Annotated in this window: 22 protein-coding genes and 1 tRNA gene; 14 read left to right on the forward strand and 9 right to left on the reverse strand. The window is 70.4% G+C overall.

The features are described from left to right. Positions 1-45 precede the first annotated feature (45 nt). The gene (locus tag KV102_RS01415; RefSeq protein WP_220345081.1) at positions 46-780 is read right to left on the reverse strand and encodes an MBL fold metallo-hydrolase; all 735 of its coding nucleotides are present in this window, start codon (positions 778-780) and stop codon (positions 46-48) included. A 107-nt stretch (positions 781-887) separates the two neighbouring features. Here KV102_RS01415 and KV102_RS01420 point away from each other — a divergent pair, with 107 nt between their 5' ends. After that, entirely contained in the window at positions 888-1,259 is a 372-nt protein-coding gene (locus KV102_RS01420; RefSeq protein WP_308290198.1) for a VOC family protein, read from the forward strand. Between the two features lie 9 nt (positions 1,260-1,268). Here the strand turns inward: KV102_RS01420 and KV102_RS01425 are convergent, their stop codons facing one another. Next, positions 1,269-2,744 carry a Fic family protein gene (locus KV102_RS01425; RefSeq protein ID WP_220345082.1) on the reverse strand — a complete coding sequence of 492 codons (1,476 nt, stop codon included), beginning with the start codon at positions 2,742-2,744 and terminating at the stop codon, positions 1,269-1,271. A gap of 153 nt (positions 2,745-2,897) precedes the next feature. Between KV102_RS01425 and KV102_RS01430 the strand changes: the two genes are divergently transcribed. Together KV102_RS01430 and KV102_RS01435 are read left to right on the forward strand one after the other, a co-directional pair. Further along, positions 2,898-3,485 carry a DUF6518 family protein gene (locus tag KV102_RS01430; RefSeq protein WP_220345083.1) on the forward strand — a complete coding sequence of 196 codons (588 nt, stop codon included), beginning with the start codon at positions 2,898-2,900 and terminating at the stop codon, positions 3,483-3,485. Between the two features lie 82 nt (positions 3,486-3,567). Further along, a complete protein-coding gene (locus KV102_RS01435; RefSeq protein ID WP_220345084.1) occupies positions 3,568-4,140 on the forward strand; it encodes a dihydrofolate reductase family protein in 573 nt (190 codons plus the stop codon). On the opposite strand, the gene KV102_RS01440 is transcribed toward KV102_RS01435, so the two are convergent. Beyond that, complete coding sequence (locus KV102_RS01440; RefSeq protein ID WP_220345085.1) at positions 4,113-4,685, reverse strand: GNAT family N-acetyltransferase; 573 nt, start codon at positions 4,683-4,685, stop codon at positions 4,113-4,115. The genes KV102_RS01435 and KV102_RS01440 overlap by 28 nt on opposite strands. Before the next feature lie 109 nt (positions 4,686-4,794). Next, a tRNA-Leu gene (locus KV102_RS01445) sits at positions 4,795-4,880 on the reverse strand. Between the two features lie 126 nt (positions 4,881-5,006). Between KV102_RS01445 and KV102_RS01450 the strand changes: the two genes are divergently transcribed. Then, complete coding sequence (locus KV102_RS01450) at positions 5,007-6,329, forward strand: M20/M25/M40 family metallo-hydrolase (protein WP_220345086.1); 1,323 nt, start codon at positions 5,007-5,009, stop codon at positions 6,327-6,329. A gap of 15 nt (positions 6,330-6,344) precedes the next feature. Here KV102_RS01450 and KV102_RS01455 read toward each other — a convergent pair whose 3' ends face one another. Both KV102_RS01455 and KV102_RS01460 read right to left on the reverse strand, forming a co-directional pair. After that, positions 6,345-6,530: a DUF5703 family protein gene (locus tag KV102_RS01455; RefSeq protein ID WP_220341667.1), complete on the reverse strand. Its 186-nt coding sequence runs from the start codon at positions 6,528-6,530 to the stop codon at positions 6,345-6,347. Between the two features lie 10 nt (positions 6,531-6,540). Then, positions 6,541-7,485 carry an aldo/keto reductase gene (locus KV102_RS01460; protein WP_220341668.1) on the reverse strand — a complete coding sequence of 315 codons (945 nt, stop codon included), beginning with the start codon at positions 7,483-7,485 and terminating at the stop codon, positions 6,541-6,543. Positions 7,486-7,601: 116 nt separating this feature from the next. On the opposite strand from KV102_RS01460, the gene KV102_RS01465 reads away from it, so the two are divergent. Next, positions 7,602-8,654 carry an LLM class F420-dependent oxidoreductase gene (locus KV102_RS01465; RefSeq protein ID WP_220345087.1) on the forward strand — a complete coding sequence of 351 codons (1,053 nt, stop codon included), beginning with the start codon at positions 7,602-7,604 and terminating at the stop codon, positions 8,652-8,654. Then, on the forward strand, positions 8,654-9,490 hold the full coding sequence (locus KV102_RS01470; protein WP_220341670.1) for an undecaprenyl-diphosphate phosphatase: 837 nt from the start codon (positions 8,654-8,656) through the stop codon (positions 9,488-9,490). Before KV102_RS01465 ends, KV102_RS01470 begins: the two co-directional genes overlap by 1 nt. Positions 9,491-9,493: 3 nt before the next feature. Here the strand turns inward: KV102_RS01470 and KV102_RS01475 are convergent, their stop codons facing one another. Further along, a complete protein-coding gene (locus KV102_RS01475) occupies positions 9,494-10,342 on the reverse strand; it encodes a helix-turn-helix transcriptional regulator (protein ID WP_220345088.1) in 849 nt (282 codons plus the stop codon). Between the two features lie 112 nt (positions 10,343-10,454). On the opposite strand from KV102_RS01475, the gene KV102_RS01480 reads away from it, so the two are divergent. After that, entirely contained in the window at positions 10,455-11,183 is a 729-nt protein-coding gene (locus tag KV102_RS01480; protein ID WP_220345089.1) for an SDR family NAD(P)-dependent oxidoreductase, read from the forward strand. A gap of 45 nt (positions 11,184-11,228) precedes the next feature. Here the strand turns inward: KV102_RS01480 and KV102_RS01485 are convergent, their stop codons facing one another. Beyond that, a complete protein-coding gene (locus tag KV102_RS01485; RefSeq protein ID WP_220341673.1) occupies positions 11,229-12,212 on the reverse strand; it encodes a magnesium and cobalt transport protein CorA in 984 nt (327 codons plus the stop codon). Between the two features lie 49 nt (positions 12,213-12,261). On the opposite strand from KV102_RS01485, the gene KV102_RS01490 reads away from it, so the two are divergent. The 7 genes from KV102_RS01490 to KV102_RS01520 all read left to right on the forward strand — a co-directional run bounded on the left by KV102_RS01490 (position 12,262) and on the right by KV102_RS01520 (position 17,701). Further along, positions 12,262-12,951, forward strand: a complete 690-nt coding sequence (locus KV102_RS01490) for an MSMEG_4193 family putative phosphomutase (RefSeq protein WP_220345090.1) — start codon at positions 12,262-12,264, stop codon at positions 12,949-12,951. Positions 12,952-13,012: 61 nt separating this feature from the next. Beyond that, positions 13,013-13,537 carry a DUF3090 family protein gene (locus tag KV102_RS01495; protein WP_220341675.1) on the forward strand — a complete coding sequence of 175 codons (525 nt, stop codon included), beginning with the start codon at positions 13,013-13,015 and terminating at the stop codon, positions 13,535-13,537. Then, entirely contained in the window at positions 13,530-14,309 is a 780-nt protein-coding gene (locus KV102_RS01500) for an SCO1664 family protein (protein WP_220345091.1), read from the forward strand. Before KV102_RS01495 ends, KV102_RS01500 begins: the two co-directional genes overlap by 8 nt. 23 nt (positions 14,310-14,332) lie before the next feature. Beyond that, complete coding sequence (gene mshC / locus KV102_RS01505; protein ID WP_220345092.1) at positions 14,333-15,571, forward strand: cysteine--1-D-myo-inosityl 2-amino-2-deoxy-alpha-D-glucopyranoside ligase; 1,239 nt, start codon at positions 14,333-14,335, stop codon at positions 15,569-15,571. Positions 15,572-15,589: 18 nt separating this feature from the next. After that, positions 15,590-16,447, forward strand: a complete 858-nt coding sequence (locus KV102_RS01510; RefSeq protein WP_308289333.1) for a PAC2 family protein — start codon at positions 15,590-15,592, stop codon at positions 16,445-16,447. Between the two features lie 91 nt (positions 16,448-16,538). Next, on the forward strand, positions 16,539-17,228 hold the full coding sequence (locus KV102_RS01515) for an HAD family phosphatase (protein ID WP_220341678.1): 690 nt from the start codon (positions 16,539-16,541) through the stop codon (positions 17,226-17,228). Then, on the forward strand, positions 17,225-17,701 hold the full coding sequence (locus KV102_RS01520) for a DUF1772 domain-containing protein (protein WP_220345093.1): 477 nt from the start codon (positions 17,225-17,227) through the stop codon (positions 17,699-17,701). The genes KV102_RS01515 and KV102_RS01520 overlap by 4 nt, the downstream gene beginning before the upstream one ends. Here KV102_RS01520 and KV102_RS01525 read toward each other — a convergent pair. Continuing rightward, on the reverse strand, positions 17,588-18,922 hold the full coding sequence (locus KV102_RS01525) for an MFS transporter (protein ID WP_220345094.1): 1,335 nt from the start codon (positions 18,920-18,922) through the stop codon (positions 17,588-17,590). The two genes, KV102_RS01520 and KV102_RS01525, sit on opposite strands and share 114 nt — an antisense overlap. Positions 18,923-18,932 lie beyond the last annotated feature (10 nt).

An 18,932-nucleotide genomic window follows, 5' to 3' on the forward strand; every position in this document is an offset into this window, starting at 1 on the left:
TGCGTCGCACGACCTGGCGATCGCGGTGGCGTGGCGTGGCGTGGTTCAGGGAACCGGTCGCAGACGTGCCTTCCAGGCTGCCGCCTCTGCGCCGTCACGCCAGACCTCCCCGTGTCCCGGCAGCACCGTACGCATCCCGCTCGCGCCGATCGCGTCGAGCGACTGCAGCGCCTGCTCGGCGTCGTGAGTTCCGGCCTGGGCGACGATGCACGGACCGGTCCTGCCGGTGTACGGGTCGAGCGTCACGAGCGCGTCGCCGGTGATCACCGCGTCGTGGTCGGGGAGGACGATCGCGACGTGCCCGTCGGTGTGCCCCGGCGTCGGCACGATCGTGAGGACGTCCCCGAACGGCATGGGGTCGTCGTAGACCCCCGGTGCGTCCACGCCCTGCACCCACAGCGCCCCTGCGCCCACCAGCGACGCCAGGTGGGGGAGCGAGCGGGGGTGACGGATCGGGTAGGTGAGGCGTGGCCGTCCCGGCTCGTACCGGTAGGGGTGCTCGGCGATCCGCTGGTCTCCGCGGTGCACCCAGACCTGCGCGCCGGACTTCTCGAGCCTGCGGGCGATGCCCACGTGGTCGAAGTGGCCGTGCGTCAGGAGGACGTGCCGCACGTCGTCGGGGGTCCGGCCCAGGGCCTTCAGCGCCTCGGCAAGATCGGACCAGAAGGCTGGCAGCCCGGCGTCGACCAGCAGGATCTGGTCGTCGGTCTCCACGAGGTAGCAGGCCGTGGAGCCGCGCGCCAGGCGGTGCACGCCTGGCACGATGTCGAGGGTGTGCATGGCAACCTCCCAGGTCGGCTCGGGATCGTCCGTTCCTGCGGTGGTACCCGAATGCGGCTGCTTCCCACGTCCTCCGCACGACGCCGCGGCGGGCTTAGGCTGCTGGTGTGATCGGCCGACGGCACCATCTGGTGATCGACGCCACCGACCCGCAGGTCGCGGCGGCGTTCTGGTCTGCCGTGCTCGGCGACCCCGTGACCTACGACGACGGTGACTTCGTCGTCGTGTCCGCGGACGAGGAGACATCGGGCATGGCGTTCCAGCGCGCGGCGGACCTGCCGGACCCGACCTGGCCGGACCCTGCCGTCCCGCAGCAGATGCACGTGGACGTCATGGTGGAGGACGTCGCTGCCGCGGGCGCGCGTGTCGTCGCCCTGGGGGCGCACCACCTGGAGGACGACGTCTACGCCGACCCGGCTGGTCACCCGTTCTGTCTCATCCGCCGACCAAGATGGGCGCCGCCGCTCGACGCGGGGTGAGGGGACGTCCTACGGCAGGGTGAGGCGGATCCCGGCGTCCTCGGCGGTCATCGCATCGCGGAGGGCGTGCGTCCGTTCGAGGTCGCCCTCGGCCGTCCATCTGCTGGTGAAGTCGACGCGGGCGGTCCACTTCCGCGCGAAGCTCAGCGCGGCGTACAGGCCGGCGAAGTTCTCGTTGTGCGTGGCGCCCTTGAGTGCGGAGAGGTAGTTCAGCCGATAGACGGTCGGGATGACGATCCGGACCTCTCCTGAGCCGTGGAGCTCGGCGTTCATCATCACCCGCGCGATGCGGCCGTTGCCGTCGGCGAAGGGATGGACCTCGCTGACCATGAACATCACGTAGACAGCGCGCGCCCACGGCGACACCAGGCGTGATCCGACCTCGTACCCCCGCCGCAGCGTGCCCTCGACCAGCTCCGGTGCGACGAAGTGCGTCTCCCCGGCACGGTTCGCCTGCGTCTTGAACTTCCCCGGCCCCACCAGCGGACGGCCGCCCATCAGCACGGCGTGGCGTTCCCGGAGGAGGGTGAGGAGCTCCTGGTCGGTGGCGGGCCTGCGACGCATCTCGGCATCGGACGACGTCAGACGATAGGTGCCCAGGATGTCGTGGGCGTCCTCGGGGCGCTGCTCAGGGACCACGTCGTCGAAGATGATGTCGGCTGCCTCGTCGAGGGTGAACTCCGTGCCCTCGATGTAGTTCGAGAAGTAGGCCTCGTAGAAGGGCAGCAGCGTCCGCCGGCCGCGGTCGGCGGGCATGGCGGTGACGAGGTCGGGCGGTTGGCCGTCGAGGTAGTCGACGAGACGGCCGAAGATGTCCACGCGACGACGGTCGAACGCCTGGCCGGCGGCGCGCCCGATGAGCTCCGGCGTCTGCAGGATCGCCGTCGGGTGAGTGTTCATGGACGCCCCGACCAGACGGTTCAACAGGTCGCACTCCGCCAGTCGACCGAGGAATGGCGCCAGCTCGCGGGCCTGCTCGCGGATCTCGTTCAGGCCGTCCTCGCCCCGGTCTCGGCAGAGGTCATCGATCCACAGCTCGACCTGCGCGCGCGTGAGTGTCCGCGGTGGCCTGCCTGACGCCGGCCGGGTCGGTGCCAGGTTCTCGAGGAGGCTTCGGGCCGGGCCGGCGAGCCACAGGCCGTCGGGCAGCGCGATGTCACCGGGCATCGGCCCGCTTCCGTGGCGCGGCTCGACCACCACGCCGGCAAGCTTCAGAGGCCGCGTCCGGCGATGCGTCACGAAGAGGAACCCGTCCACCGCCACGCCTCCGTGACGTGCCGAGCGGTCGGTGATGACGGCGCCGGGCAGCTTGTGGGCGACGATCTCCCACAGCCGCTCGCGCACGACGTCCTCGGCTGGCTTGCTCAGGTCGCTGACGTACACGCCGGATCCGACCTTGACCAGCCGTCCGGCGGCGCGTGCGCGGGAGATGCGGTCCTTGTGGTGTACATCGCTGTACACGACAGTGGGGAAGCCGTCGTTCATCGCCGGTCCTCTCGTGACATCGGTGTACAACACCGTACGCCCCGTCTGCGACATTTTGCCGCCCTCGCATGACTGAAAGTCACGAATCCTCGCGCTGCACGCGAGAATATGCCGGTTTCGCGACGTGTTCGCGCGGACGATATCCTCGCTAGCGTGAGAGAGCGCGCGGACCTGTTGATGCCGTTCCTCGCGTTGTTGCTGGGCGCGGTCGTCGGGGCACTGACGTCAGTGCTCCAGACGGGCCTCGACTTCCCTTGGCTGGCGCTCGTCAATGCGGTCAGTCCGTGGCTGACGACGGCGTTCGTGGCGGGAGCCCTGCAGTCGCGGTTGCGAACGGCGGTGTGGACCGGACTCCTCGCGACCCTCGTGCAGGTCGTCGCCTACTACGCCGTGGCAGAGCTGCGGGGTTACGACGCCTCCGTGTACTACCTGGTGTTCTGGTCGCTCTGCGCCGTCGTCGGCGGCCCTGTGTTCGGAGGGGTCGGACACGCGTGGCGTCACGCCTCTCCGGCAGGCCCCGGAGCCGCGGCCCTGCCGGCTGCGTTCTTGAGCGAAGCCGTGGTGACCTACTGGATCGTGCTCGGATACAGGTCGAGCGCCGTGCTGTTCGGCGCCGTTGCCGTGGTGCTCGCCGTGAGTCTCGGGGCGTACCGCCACCAGTACCGTCCGATGCTGCGTTGGATCGGCCCTGCCCTGCTCGCGGGGTTGGCGGGCACCGCAGGTCTCGCGCTGCTCGTCTGACCTCCGAAGGCGGGACGATGAGTTGTCGCCGTGCCGTCGGTCCCTGGCTTGGCACAGCACACGACACAAAGGTGGGGATTCGATGTCGCATGCCAGCTCGATCGTCTCGATGGGTGTCTCGGTGGACGGATTCATCGCCGACCGCGAGGGCGGGTTCGCGTGGACGGCTCCGATCGACGAGCTGTTTCGATTCCATCTCGAGGAGGTGGGGAAGCTCGGCGGCTACCTGCTGGGGCGCAGGCTCTACGAGAACATGCTCGTCTGGGAGAACGACCCGTCGATGCGCAGCACCGAGGCCGGGGCCGAGTTCGCCGACGTCTGGTGCGCTCTTCCGAAGGTGGTGTTCAGCCGCACGCTCGACCACGTTCAGGGCAACGCCCGACTCGCCGAGGCGTCGGTGGCCGACGAGATCAAGGCCGCCCTCGCCGCCACCGACAAGGACGTGTCGATCGGCGGAGCCGACCTCGCCGGGGCAGCTCTCGAGCTCGACCTCGTGGACGAGGTGCGCATGTTCCGCTACCCCGTGATCGTCGGCGGAGGCACGCCGTTCCTGCCGCCGGTCACCCATGACATTGAGCTGGACCTCCTGGAGACCCGGACGTTCGGATCTCGGGTGATCTACGAACGCTACGGGCGTGCCCGCGACGCGGCGTGAGGTGGATCGAGACGAACACCGTCGTCCCACGGAGCGCGCTTCTGGAACATGATGTCGTCGCGCCATCGCCCATCGATGTGGATGTGTCCTCGCGACACGCCCACCCTCGTGAACCCGTTCTTCTCCAGCACCCGGCACGATGCGGCGTTCTCTTCACGCGCAAACGCGTCGACACGGTGCAGGCCCAGAGGGCCGAAGGCGATCTCCACGGCGCGCGCGGTCGCCTGAGTGGCGATGCCGCGGCCGCTGTAGGGTCGGGCGACCCAGTAGCCCAGCGAACAGCTGCGAAACGGTCCGCGGACGATGCCGTTCAGACTCACTCGCCCGACCAGACGTCCTCCCTCGAGAACCACTCCTGACCACATGCGTCCCTCCGCACACTCGCGCACGGTCGCTCGCGCAGCGTCGGCCTGGCCGTCGTCGGTGTAGAAGACATCGGGACGCTGCGGGTCCCAGTGCGTGAGGAAGTCGCGATCACCTCGGTACAGATCGGCGAGATGCGGGCTGTCATGGACAGTGAGCGCGCGGATCGAGATCTCGGTCATGACGAGAAGTACATCGTGCTGCGGAGTCGCGGAGCGGGCCGAGCCCGTCCCCGTCCCAGGAAAAGCGAAAACCCCTGGTATCCCAGGGGTTTCGATCTCGCTGTGTGAGTGTCCGAGGGGGGACTTGAACCCCCATGCCCTAATACGGGCACTAGCACCTCAAGCTAGCGCGTCTACCTATTCCGCCACCCGGACAGGGTTGGTGACCGGCGTCGTGCGTCGTTCACCGTGCGTCAGAACTCTAGCAAACACCCGCCGCTCAACCCCAAACCGGGGGGCGCCCGTTGGCCGCCGCCCGCCCTGGCCAGGCAGGATGGGGGAATGACCGCCGGTGACCAGCGTGAGACCCCCGTCCTCGATCCTGCTGCGGAGGTCGTCGAGATCTGCCGGAACCTGATCCGGATCGACACGACGAACACCGGCGACAACACCGGTCCGGGGGAGCGGAAGGCCGCAGAGTACGTCGCCGAGCTGCTGGCCGAGGTGGGGCTGGAGTCCGAGATCGTCGAGCTGTCGCCGGGCCGGACGAACGTGCTGGCACGGTGGGAGGGCAGCGACTCCACCCTGCCGCCGCTGCTCGTCCACGGGCACCTCGACGTGGTCCCGGCTCAGGCGTCCGACTGGTCGTACGACCCGTTCGCCGGTGAGATCGTCGACGGCTACCTGTACGGCCGCGGCGCGGTCGACATGAAGGACTTCGACGCGATGGTGCTGTCGGTCGTCCGGGCACGTCGCCGCGCGGGCACGCCGCCACGACGGACGATCGTGCTCGCGTTCACGGCCGACGAGGAAGCGGGCTCCGTCCACGGAGCCCACAAGATCGTCGACCACCACGCCGATCTCGTCGCCGACTGCACCGAGGCGATCGGAGAGGTCGGCGGGTTCTCGACGCACATCGGCGGCAAGCGCCTCTATCTGCTGGAGGCGGGGGAGAAGGGGCTCGCCTGGATGCGCCTCTCCGCTCAGGGCACCGCGGGGCACGGGTCGATGGTGCACGACGACAACGCCGTGACGGCCGTCGCTCGTGCCGTCGCCGCGATCGGCGACCACGACTGGCCGTACGAGCCGGGCCCCTCGATGCAGGCGCTGATGGCGAAGGTCCGCGACCTGACCTCGGCGACCGATGCCTCGATGGAGGAGCTGCTCGCGGAGTTCGGACCCGCCGCCCGCATGGTCCGCGCCGGCATGTGCAACATCAGCAACCCGACGATGCTCGAGGCCGGGTACAAGGTCAACGTCATCCCCGGTGAGGCGGCGGCCCACGTGGACGGGCGGTTCCTCCCAGGCCAGGAGGAGGCGTTCCTCGCCCAGGTGCAGGCGCTGGCCGGCGACGCGGTCAGGATCGATCCCGTCACGGTGCAACCCGGTCTGGAGTACCCGTTCAGCGGCGACCTCGTCGACGCGATGACCGTGGCGCTCCATGCCGAGGACCCCGAGGCGCACGTCGCCCCGTACCTCATGTCGGGGGGCACCGACGCGAAGGCGTGGCACCGGCTCGGGATCCGCTCGTACGGGTTCACGCCGCTGCGCCTGCCGGCTGACCTCGACTTCACCGCCCTCTTCCACGGAGTCGACGAGCGGGTGCCGACCGACGCGCTGGAGTTCGGGGCGCGGGTGTTCGACCGGCTGCTCGACCTGGCCTAGCGGCGGGCTGGCTGGTCAGAGGGTGCTGCGGACGCGGATGATGCGTCGTCGTAGCGTCACGCGCCGCCGCCCGTCGGGGAAGAGGCGCAGCCGGGCGAGCTCCCAGCCCTGGTGCTCGGCGGCGTCGACCAGCAGACGGCGCACGGCCTGACGGGACTCCGTGCGCGGCAACCAGAACCGCTGGAACTCGTACTCCGTCACACCGCCTCCATCACACCGTCTCGATCGACACGTCCTCGAGCGCCTCGACGATCTCGTCCGGGAGCGAGACCTCCTCGACCGAGAGCGCTGCCTTCAATTGTGCCGCCGTCCTGGGACCGATGAGGGCGCTGGCGACGGCGGGGCGGTCGCGGACCCACGCCAGCGCCACCTCGAGCGGAGCGAGCTGCAGGCCCTCGGCGGCTCGGCAGACCGCCTCCACGACCTGGCGGCAGCCCGCATCGAGATAGGGCTCGACGAATCCCGACAGGTGGTCGGAGGCCGCGCGCGAGTCCGCCGGGATGCCGAAGCGGTACTTGCCGGTCAGCACCCCGCGCCCGAGCGGTGACCACGCGAGCAGACCGACGCCGAGCGCCACCGACGCCGGGACGACCTCACGCTCGGCCTGACGCGCGAGGAGCGAGTACTCCACCTCCGTCGCCACGATCGGCGCGCTGGCCTCACGCAGCGCCTGACGCGTGTGCGCGTACGCCGTCTGCCAGCCGGTGTAGTTCGCGACGCCGACGTATCGGGTGCGCCCGGTGGCGACGGCGTGGTCGAGGGCCGACAAGGTCTCCTCGGGCGGGACTCGGGGGTCCCAGCCCTGGACGAGCCACAGGTCGAGGTGGTCGACGTGGAGGCGAGCGAGGGAGTGGTCGAGGGCCGAGAGCATCGCGCCGCGCGACGTCCCGCAGCGTCCGGGAGCGATGCTGGAGCCGGCTTTGGAGACCAGCACCACGTCGTCTCGGCGGACCTCACCGAGCAGCTCACCCAGGAGGGTCTCGCTCGCCCCGGCGCCGTACGAGGCCGCCGTGTCGATGAGCGTCCCACCGGCCTCGAGGAACAGGCGAAGGATGTCAGCGGCCTCGTGCTCGTCGGTGTCACGCCCCCACGAGGCCGTGCCGAGACCGAGCCTCGAGACGGCGAGTCCGCTGCCTCCCACGAAGCGTTCTTGCATGTCTCTCCTCGGGTGAAGGCCCGCGCCGGACCCATGTCGGAAGGCTAGTCGAGGCCGCGGGTCGCGTGCCGCTAGGCTCGCCCTGCGCCGAGCACGTCGATGAAGGGGAGCAGAGCATGAGGCTGGGAGTCAATGTCGGCTACGTCGCCGGGCCCGACGTCGCGGAGCGGGTGGAGACGGCCGTGTACGCCGAGTCGCTCGGCTACTCCTCGGCCTGGGCCGCGGAGGCCTACGGCTCCGACGTGCCCACGCTCCTGTCGTGGATCGGGGCGCGCACGACGACCCTCGAGCTCGGCTCCGCGATCCTCCAGATCCCCGCTCGCACGCCCGCGATGACGGCGATGACCGCGGCCACGCTCGACCGCCTGTCCGAGGGCCGGGTGCGCCTGGGCCTCGGTGTCTCCGGACCTCAGGTGTCGGAGGGGTGGCACGGGGTCAAGTTCGACAAGCCGCTCGGCCGGACCCGGGAGTACGTCGAGATCGTCCGTACGATCCTCGCCCGCGAGGAGCCGCTCAACTATGCCGGTGAGCACTTCACGCTCCCGCTGCCCGACGGCCCCGGCAAGCCGCTCAAGATCATGCTCCACCCGTATCGCTCGGACATCCCGATCTATCTCGCGGCCGTCGGCCCCAAGAACCTCGAGCTCGCCGGCGAGATCGCCGACGGCTGGCTGGCGATCTTCTTCAACCCCGAGCAGGCGGCGGTCTCCACCGACCACCTCCGCGCCGGGCGGGAGAAGGCCGGGAAGACCCTGGACGGCTTCGACATCGTCCCGACCGTCCCCGTCGTCATCGGGGACGACCTGGAGAAGTGCGCCGACATGGTGCGGGCCTACACCGCGCTGTACGTCGGCGGCATGGGCAGCCGCAAGCAGAACTTCTACAACGCCCTGGCACGACGGATGGGGTTCGAGGACGCCGCCCAGAAGATCCAGGACCTCTACCTCGACAAGAAGCAGGCCGAGGCCGCGGCCGCGGTGCCGTTCGAGCTCGTCGACCAGACCTCCCTCATCGGACCCAAGGAGCGCATCGCCGAGCGTCTCCACGCGTACGCCGACGCCGGCGTCACGACGCTCGCGATCGCGACCTTCGGCAGCACGCACGACGAGCGGGCCGACGTCCTCCGTACCGTCTCCGACGCTCTCGACGCATCGGGGCTCGGCTCTTGATGGACCTGCTGCAGGCACTCGTCCTCGGGCTGATCCAGGGCCTCACCGAGTTCCTCCCCATCTCATCGTCCGGCCACCTCGCGATCTTCCCGAAGTTCTTCGGGTGGGAGGACCCGGGCGCCGCCTTCACCGCCGTCGTCCAGATCGGCACCGAGCTCGCGGTCGTCCTCTACTTCTGGCGCGACATCACGACCATCGCCGGCGGCTGGCTGCGGGGTCTCGTCAAGCGCGAGGCGCGCACGACCCTCGAGTGGCGCATGGGCTGGTTCGTGATCGTCGGATCTCTCCCGATCGTCATCCTCGGCATCGCGCTCAAGGACGTCATCGAGCACGAGTTCCGCAACCTCTGGGTGATCGCGACGATGCTCATCGTGATGGGCATCGTCCTCGGGATCTGCGACCGCTTCGGACGCCAGGAGCGCGAGATCGCCGACCTCAACGCCAAGCACGCCGTGCTCTTCGGTCTCGCCCAGGCGATGGCGCTGATCCCCGGCGTCTCTCGCTCGGGTGCCACCATCAGCATGGGGCGTGCGCTCGGCTACGACCGTGCCGCGGCGACGCGCTACGCATTCCTGCTCGCGATCCCGGCGGTCGTCGGCGCGGGGCTGTTCCAGCTGCCCGAGATCCCCGGCGGCGAGAACGCGTACGGCGTGGGTCCGACGATCCTGGCGACCGTGGTCTCGTTCGTGGTCGGCATCTCGGTGATCCACTGGCTCCTGCAGTACGTCAGCAAGCACTCCTACACGCCGTTCGTGATCTATCGGATCGGACTCGGAGGCCTGGTGCTGGCGCTGCTGGCCACCGGGGTGATCACGGCCGGGACGGCGGTCGGCTAGTCGTCACGGGGCGTCGGCATGCAGACGTTGCGTGCCGACGACCTTGACCAGCTGCAGCAGCTCGGCGTCGCGCGAGCCTGGCGCGGCGGAGTAGACGATCACGGTCTGGTCGGTCTCCGCGATCTCCAACGCGTCGCAGTCGAGCGTGACTGCGCCGACGCTCGGATGAGTGATGGTCTTGCGGTGACTGCGCCACACCTGCGACGGAGCCTCGTCCCACAGGCGAACGAACTCGTCGCTGTGGGCGCGCAGCTCGGCCACGAGGCGGCGCAGATCGGGATCGTCGGGATACTTCGCGGCGGCCGCGCGCAGGGAGGCCACGGAGCGTGCGTCGGTGCGCGCCGCCTCCTCGGCGGAGACCGACACACGGCTCGGCTCCCCAAGGAAGCGCTGACGGACGATGTTGCGCTCTGCTGCCGGGAGGGCCGAGAAGTCTCCGAGCAGGGCTGCGGCCAGCGGGTTCCACGCCAGCACGTCGGACTTCGCGCTCACCACGACGGCCGGCTGGTCGTCGAGGCGTTCGAGCAGGCGCAGGATGCTGGCGCGCACGAGCATCGGCACGTGGCCCTCACGCGGCGCCGCGGCGTCTGCGAGGTCGAACATCTCTCGCCGCTCGTCGTCGCTCATGCGCAGCGCCTGGGCGAGCGATGCCAGCACGGACGGCGAGGGGTGTGCGCCGCGACCCTGCTCGATCCGCGTCACGTAGTCGACGCTCACCCCGGCGAGCACGGCGACCTCCTCTCGCCGAAGACCTGCGACCCGTCGGCGGGATCCTTCGGGCAGACCGACATCCTCGGGGGCGATCCTGCTGCGCGCGCGTACGAGGAGGCGGCCGAGCTCTTGGCGATCCACCTCCTCAGCCTGGCACGCGGAGGTGGCCGCCACCACGGCACAGCGTGGTACGGGGAGTACCAGGACGACGTGGTCCTGGCACGCCCGTCGCACCGACCGCCAGGCTCGCTCCATGACGACAACGAGAACAACCACGACGGCCCTGGTCACCGGGGCGAACAAAGGAATCGGCTACGAGACCGTGCGCCAGCTCGCCGGACTGGGTTGGACGGTCTGGCTCGGTGCCCGTGACACCGAGCTCGGCAGCAAGGCCGCCGACGCCCTCCGAGGCGACGGCCTCGACGTACGACCCGTGACGCTCGACGTCACCGACGACGCGTCGGTGGCTGCGGCAGCGACGACGGTCGAGAACAGTGGGACAGGCCTCGACGTCCTGGTGAACAACGCGGGGATCGCCGGCTCCTTGCACGCCCCGGCTGACACGGTGGCGACCGATTTCCTCGCCGTCTACGGTGTCAACCTCCTGGGGCCGGTGCGCGTCACCCACGCTCTCCTCCCGCTTCTGCGCGGCTCGCCGCACCCGCGGATCGTCAACGTCTCGAGCGGCATGGGGTCGTTCGGGATCACCGGCGACCCGGCGAGGCCCGAGTACGGCTTCTACGGTCTCGTGTACCCCTCGTCGAAGGCTGCGCTCAACATGGTCACGACCATGTACGCCAGGGGCCTGCCCGGGATCGCGGTGAACTCGGCCGACCCCGGCTACACGGCCACACACCTGAACGGACACTCCGGCACGCAGACGGTCGAGGAGGGCGCGCTCGCCAGCGTGCGGGCGGCGACGGTCGATCCGGAGGGCCCGACCGGGGTGTTCTTCGGCCGTGACGGCTTCCTGCCCTGGTGAGGTCAGGCTCAGCGCGATCGAGGCGACTCGCGTCGATGTGTGGCGTCAGAGCCAGCCCGAGCGCTTGAACGCTCGCCAGAGGACGAGGACGAGCCCGGCCATCACCACGAGCGTGAGGGGGTAGCCGAGCGACCAGCCCAGCTCGGGCATGTCCCGGAAGTTCATCCCGTAGATGCCGGCGACGAGGGTCGGCACGGCCGCCATCGCGGCATACGCGGCGAGCTTGCGCATGTCGTCGTTCTGCTGGATCGAGATCTGGGTGGCACGGGCCTGCATCGCGTTGTCGAGCAGGCTGTCGAGAGTGTCCATCGTGCCCCGCGCATGGACGAGGTGGTCGGCGATGTCGCGGAAGTAGACCCCCATCCCCTCCGGGATCGTCCATTTGGCGTGGCCCTCGAGAAGCGCCTCGAGCGGAGCGTGGATCGGCGCGACGGCCTTCCGGAACTCGAGCAGCTCCCGCTTCAGCGGGTAGACCCGCCCGGTCGTGCCTGGGGCTGCCTCGGAGAACACGGCTTCCTCGATCTCCTCGACGTCCGAGGTCAGCTGCTCGGCGATGAGCTCGTACTCGTCGACCACCGCGTCGACCACGTGGTACGCGGCGGCGACGGCACCGAACTTGAACAGCTCCGGCTGCTTCGCTGCCCGGTCTCGGATGCTGTCGAGGCGTGGCCACGTCCCGTGCCGGACGGTGATGGCGTAGTGCGCTCCGATGAACATCGAGATCTCGCTGAGCAAGACCTCGCTCGTCTCGGTGTCGTACTCCAGCGATCGCAGTGCCAGGAATGCCGAGCCCTCGTAGATGTCGATCTTGGGGCGCTGGTGCGCGGCGACGGCGTCCTCGACAGCGAGGGGGTGGAGCGAGAAGATCCGTTGGAGGTCCGTGAACTCTCCGTACGTCGGGTCCTCGAGGAGGACCCACACGAAGTCTGCCGGACCTGTCAGGGTCGCGGCGAGCTCGCTGAGCCCGTCGAGCGTCGTGCTGACCTGGACGGGCGTGAGGTCGCGATAGGCGGCGCAGTCCAGGATCACACCGTCATTGTGCCCCGCGGCGGCGTCGCGGGCCGACTACGCTCGGGGCGTGCCGACCCTGATCCTCGTCCGTCACGGACGTACCGCCGCCAACGCCGGCGGCGTGCTCGCCGGACGCAGCCGAGGTGTCGGACTCGACGACGTCGGTCTCGAGCAGGCCCGTGCGGTCGCCGACCGGCTGTCCGTCATTCCTCTCGCCCGCCTCGTCAGCAGCCCGCTCCTGCGGACGATGCAGACGGCGCGCCGGATCGCCGACGCGCAGAAGGAGAACGTCCAGGTCCGGCGGGAGGCCGGGCTGGTCGAGTGCGGCTACGGACGGTGGACCGGCAAGAAGATCGTCGATCTCGCGCGCGAGCCGTTGTGGGCGACGGTTCAGCAGCAGCCGAGCGCGGTCGAGTTCCCCGGCGGAGAGCGTCTCGCCGACGTCTCGGCCCGGGCGGTGGAGGCGGTCCGGCGGATCGATCGACGCGTCGAGCGGCGTCACGGTCCCGGGGCCGTGTGGGCTGCTGCGAGCCACGGCGACGTGATCAAGGCCGTGCTGGCGGACGCCCTCGGTCTCCACCTCGACCAGTTCCAGCGGATCGCGGTGGCCCCAGGATCGGTCAGCGTCATCACCTATGGCTCTCACCGCCCGAGCGTGCGCCACGTCAACGACCTCGGATCCGACCTCAGCGGGCTCGCCCCGGCCGCGGGGGGAGACCGCCCGACCGGCGACGCGCCGGTCGGGGGAGGTGCCTGACCGTGCGCATCCCGCGGGGCAGGAGTCGCCGCCACCCAGGCCCCTGTCTAGGCTCGGTCCCATGCTGATCCACCGGTTCGAACGCCCACGGCGTTTCGTCGCGGGCACGGTCGGTGCCCCCGGTGAGCGGACCTTCTTCCTCCAGGCCAGCGACGGTGGTCGCGTGACGTCGGTCGCCCTCGAGAAGGAGCAGGTCCTGGTGCTCGCCGAGCGCCTCGAGGCGCTCCTCGTCGAGGTCGGAGGCGACGCAGGATCGGGCACGGCCCCCGAGCGCACGGTCGATCTCGACCCGCTCGACCAGCCGATCGAGGAGGAGTTCCGGGTCGGCACGATGACGCTCGCGTGGGAGCCCGAGGCGGGGGAGATCGTCGTCGAGGCGTTCGCGGCGACGGAGGACGAGGACACGGAGGCCAGCGACATGCTGGTCGTGACGCTGCGACCCGAGGTGGCTCTGGAGTTCGCCGAGCGCGCCAAGAGCGTCGTCGCCGCCGGTCGGCCGACCTGTCCGTTCTGCGGCGGTGTCGTCGAGGCCGAGGGACACCTCTGCCCCCGCGCCAACGGGTTCCGCCGAGTCGCGCGTGAGTGACCTGCGTGCCCTCTCGGAGGGAGAGCTGGAGGTCACGGGGCGACTCGTGGCGGCCTCGAACGGCACGTTCGTCGGACACGTCGTCCAGGGCTCCCTCGCCACGGAGTGCGTCTACAAGCCGGTCCGGGGCGAGCGACCGCTGTGGGACTTCCCCGACGGCACGCTGGCGGCCAGGGAGTACGCGGCGTACCTCGTCTCCGAGGCCGCCGGCTGGCACGTCGTCCCTCCGACGGTGCTCCGTGACGGCCCGTTCGGCGTCGGCATGGTCCAGGAGTGGGTGGACGTCGACGTGGACGCGCCACAGGTCGCCGTCGTACCGGCCGACGAGACGCCCGACGGGTGGTTCGCCGTGGTGGACGCCGTCGACCTCGACGACCGGCCCGTCACGCTGCTGCACCGCGACACGCCCGACCTGCGGACGATGGCGCTGTTCGACGCCGTCGTGAACAACGCCGACCGCAAGGGTGGGCACCTTCTCCCGTCGGACGGCCGGGTGCGCGGCTGCGACCACGGCCTGACCTTCCACGAGGAGCCCAAGCTCCGCACCGTTTTGTGGGGATGGTCCGGCGACGTCCTCGAGCCGGGGGAGCGGTCGCGGCTGGAGACCTTGCGCGCAGACGTCACCTCCGGTCCGCTGTGCGACGCGCTGGCGGACCTGCTGGCCGTCGACGAACGCAGGGCACTGACTCGCCGTATCGACCAGCTGCTCACGTCCGGGAGGATGCCCGACCCGGGGGACCGGTGGCCCACGATCCCGTGGCCACCGCTGTAGGGACCGCCTTATACCCTCAGGGCATGCGCGCCTGGACGTCCCCCGAAGTCCCCGACCTCTCCGAGCTGGGCCTCGGGCGCGGTTCTGCTGTCGAGGTCTTCGACACCTCGACGGGTGCGCTGACGGTGGCCGACCCGCCCGACCGGGCCCGCCTCTACGTCTGCGGCATCACCCCGTACGACGCCACGCACCTCGGCCACGCAGCGACGTACCTGACCTTCGACCTGCTTCAACGGGCGTGGCGCGACCGTGGTCTCGAGGTCCTCTACACCCAGAACATCACCGACGTCGACGACCCGTTGCTCGAGCGGGCGACCGCCACGGGGGTGGAGTGGAGCGAGCTGGCCAACCGCGAGATCCAGCTGTTCCGCGAGGACATGGCCGCGCTCCGCATCCTGGCCCCCGACCACTACATCGGCGCGGTGGAGTCGATCGACCTCGCCGTCGCGCTCGTGGAGCGCCTCCGTGACCGCGGGGTGACCTACGAGGTCGACGGAGACGTCTACTTCGCCGTGCACGAGGACGCCGACTTCGGCAGCGTCTCCGGGTACGACCGCGCGACGATGCTGAGCCTGTTCGCGGAGCGCGGTGGAGACCCCGACCGCCCCGGCAAGCGTGATCCTCTGGACTGTCTGCTCTGGCAGGCCGAGCGCCCGGGCGAGCCGTCGTGGGACAGCCCGTTCGGTCGCGGGCGCCCGGGGTGGCACGTCGAGTGCGCGTCGATCGCGCTCGAGACGCTCGGCGAGGACTTCGACGTCCAGGGCGGCGGGACCGACCTGATCTTCCCGCACCACGAGATGTCCGCCTCCGAGGCGCACGCCGCGACACAACACCGGTTCGCGCGGGCCTACGTGCACCAGGCCATGGTCGCCTACGGCGGGGAGAAGATGTCGAAGTCGCTCGGCAACCTCGTGCTCGTGTCACGGCTCCGCGCCGACGGGCGCGACCCCGTCGCGATCCGTCTGGCACTGCTGGCGCACCACTACCGGACCGGCTGGGAGTGGGCCGACGGTGACATCGTCGACGCGCACAAGCGCCTCGCGAGGTGGCGTGAGGCGTTCGCTGCGGGCGGGCCGGCGGCGGCGCCGGTCGTGGCGGGGCTGCGCCAGGCCCTCGCCCGTGACCTCGACACCCCCCAGGCCCTCGCGGTCGTGGACGCCTGGGTGGACTCGGCCCTGGCCGGCCGCGAGTCGGACGACCACGACCCTGCCTCCGGCCGTGTGGTGGGCGCCGCCGTCGATGCGCTCCTCGGTGTCGTCTGAGCGGCATAGAGTGAAGGCGTGAGCGAGCACAGCAGCGATTTCCCTGGGGTCGTCGACCCGTGGATGGTCGTCGCCTTCGAGGGGTGGAACGACGCCGCCGAGGCGGCGACCGACGCCATCGACCATCTCATCGAGTGGTGGGACGCGGAGCTCATCGCCGAGCTCGACCCGGACGACTACTACGACTACCAGGTCAACCGGCCCTACATCGGTCGCGACGACGAGGGCGAGCGGTCGATCTCGTGGCCGACGACGCGGGTCTTCGTCGCCCGCCCGGTCGGCTCGGACCGTGACGTGCTGCTGGTGCGGGGGATCGAGCCCAACATGCGGTGGATGCCCTTCTGCGACGAGCTCCTGTCACTGGCCGACCGATTCGCCGTGCGTGGCATCGTGACGCTCGGTGCGCTCCTCGCCGACACCCCGCACACCCGCCCCGTACCCGTCACCGGGTCCACCAGCGACGACCGGCTCGCCGCGCGCCTGCACGTCGAGGAGTCTCAGTACGAGGGCCCGACCGGGATCAACGGCGTCTTCGCCATGGCGAGCAGCGAGGCGGGGATCCCCACCGTCTCGCTCTGGGCGGCTGTCCCTCACTACGTGGCGCAGCCCCCGAGCCCGAAGGCGACCCTCGCACTGCTCGGCTACCTCGACGACGTGCTCGAGATCAGCCTGCCGCTGGGCGATCTTCGCGACCTTGCTCGCGCCTGGGAGCGAGGCGTCGAGGAGCTGGCGAGCTCGGACCCCGAGATCGCCGCCTACGTCGAGTCCCTCGAGGAGGCCCGGGACACCTCCGAGCTTCCGGAGGCGTCGGGTGACGCCATCGCGCGCGAGTTCGAGCGCTACCTCAAGCGCCGGTCGCGCGACACCGACACCTGAGCTGTCGGTCCCATACTGGTTTGCCCCTCCCGCGAGGGCCGCGCGAGACTGGTGCGGCCGTCCATGTCCATCCTTCCCCCGAAGTGAGCCGATGAGCCTCAGCGACACCCGCCCGACGAAGACCTTGCCTGACGCGGTCCTGTGGGACCTCGACGGGACGATCGTGGACACCGAGCCGGTGTGGCTCGCGGCCGAGCTGTCCCTCGCCTCGCGCTACGGGGCCTCGTGGTCGGAGCAGGACGGGCTCGAGCTGGTCGGCAGCGACCTGCTCGCCGCCTCGAGGGAGATGAAGCGACGGATGGCCCTGCCGCTGTCGCCGGAGGAGATCGTCGACACGCTCGTCGCGGAGGTGGCCGCCTACATGTCGACCGGTGAGATCGCGTGGCGACCAGGCGCGCTGGAGCTGATCGGAGCGCTGGAGGCAGCGGGCGTGCCGCAGGCGCTCGTCACCATGTCCTACAAGGCGATCGCGACGCCCATGCTGGCCCGTGTGCCGGGGGAGCCGTTCGGCGCGGTGGTGACCGGCGACGTGGTGAGCCAGGGCAAGCCGCACCCCGAGCCCTACCTCGCGGCGGCAGCTGCGCTCGGCGTCGATCCGCACCGGTGCGTGGCCATCGAGGACTCGACCACCGGCACCCGCTCGGCTGCGGCCGCCGGTTGCCACGTGCTCGTGGTCCCGAACCTGGTCGCTGTCGAGGAGGGCGAGCGCCGTACGCTCGTCGACTCGCTCGAAGGCACCAGGCCCTACGACCTCGGCGCCCTGCTCGACGTCTCGCGATGACGCTCGCGACGGTCCTCACCCTCGTCGGCATCGTCGGCACCGGCGTGATGACCGGTGTCTACGTCGCCTTCTCCGTCATGGTGATGCCTGCTCTCGACCGCAGACCTCCCGGCGAGGCGGTCGGGTTCATGCAGGCCACCAACCGGTACGCCCTCCGGCCGCCGTTCCAGCTGGCGTTCTCCGGGACGGCGGCGGTGGCGGTCGCGCTGACGGTGATCGCGTTCGTGGTCGACGACACCGACCGCGGCCGGTTGCTGGTCGGGTCGGTCACCTATCTCCTGACGGTGGTGGTGACGGGGGTGTTCCACGTCCCGCGCAACAACGGGATCGACGCGGTGGACGCCGCCGACGCCGAGGCCTCATTGGTCGCCTGGAGGGCGTACTCGCGGCCCTGGCGGCTCGGCAACGATGTCCGCGCCCTCCTCTGCGTCCTCGCTCTCGTCGCCTACGCCGACGCGTTGCGCGTCGCCTGACCGCGCGTCCATCTCGCGCCACTCGGGCCGGAGCCCGGTCAGGCTCGTGGTCAGGAAGTACGTCAGGCCGAAGACGAGCAGCACGGGGGAGAGCCCGACAGCGGTGACCGCCACACCGGCGAGCAGTCCGCCGAGCGGCATCCCCGCCCAGGCGACGGAGTCGCTCAGGGCGCCGACCCGTCCGTAGAGGCGACGTGGGACGCGCTCGAAGAGGATGGCGCCGAGGATCGGGTTGAGGAAGCCGGCCCCGACTCCTCCGACGGCGAGCACGGCGACGACGACCGGACCTGGTACGTCGAGCAGCAGGACGAGGAAGCGTGGCGCCCCGGCGACGAGGAAGCCCCCGAAGAAGACGAGCCGGCGCGGCATCCGATGTGCCAGTGCCGAGGCGAGGAGACTCCCGACGACCGCTCCTGCGCTCGACACGGTGAGGAGGAGCCCGACCGTCGCGGCACCGCCACCGGAGTCGCGGGCCCACACCGGGAGGAGAACACCGATGTACGCGACGTCCAGGAGGTTCGTGATCCCCACCATCACCACGATGGCGACGAGAAGGGGATCCCGGCGGAGGAAGGAGGCACCCTCCGCGAGCTGGTGCAGGTAGCCGTCACCGGGCTCATCTGCGACTTCGGCGTCGGTGCGTGTGTGAGGTCGGCCCATGCCGCGGGGGAGGGCGAAGGCGACGACGACCGATCCCAGCACGAAGCAGGCAGCGTTGACGGCCACGCCGGCGACGGGGCCCGCGACCGCGATGAGCACCCCGCCCAACGCCGGACCGGCGGTGGAGGCGAGCCGCTCGACCGTCGACGACAGGCCGGTCGCCCGGACCAGGGGCACATGCGCACGCTCGGCCGCGTCGGGGACCATGATCTCCTTCGCCAGGTCGCCGGGGCCTCGCGCGGCGCCGACGACCGCGACCAGGATCAAGAAGACCGGGAGCGTCAGTCGGTCGACGGCGTACAGGACGGGGATGGTCGCCGCTGCGGCGGCGCTCACGAGATCGGCGCTCCACGAGATCGACCGACCACCGACGCGGTCGATCCAGGGACCGCTCAGCGCTTTGACGAGGACGTACGGAGCGAGCTCGAACAACGCCACGAGGCCGGTCTTGGTCGCGCTGCCCGTCGTCGCGAGGACGAACCACGGGAAGGCGACGGCAGACACCCGGGTGCCCGCGTTCGACACCGCCATGGCGAGGAGCAGGCCGAGCAGTGGGCGCACGGGCCCTCTC

The organism is Mumia sp. zg.B53, assembly GCF_019550935.1.
Lineage (GTDB): Bacteria > Actinomycetota > Actinomycetes > Propionibacteriales > Nocardioidaceae > Mumia.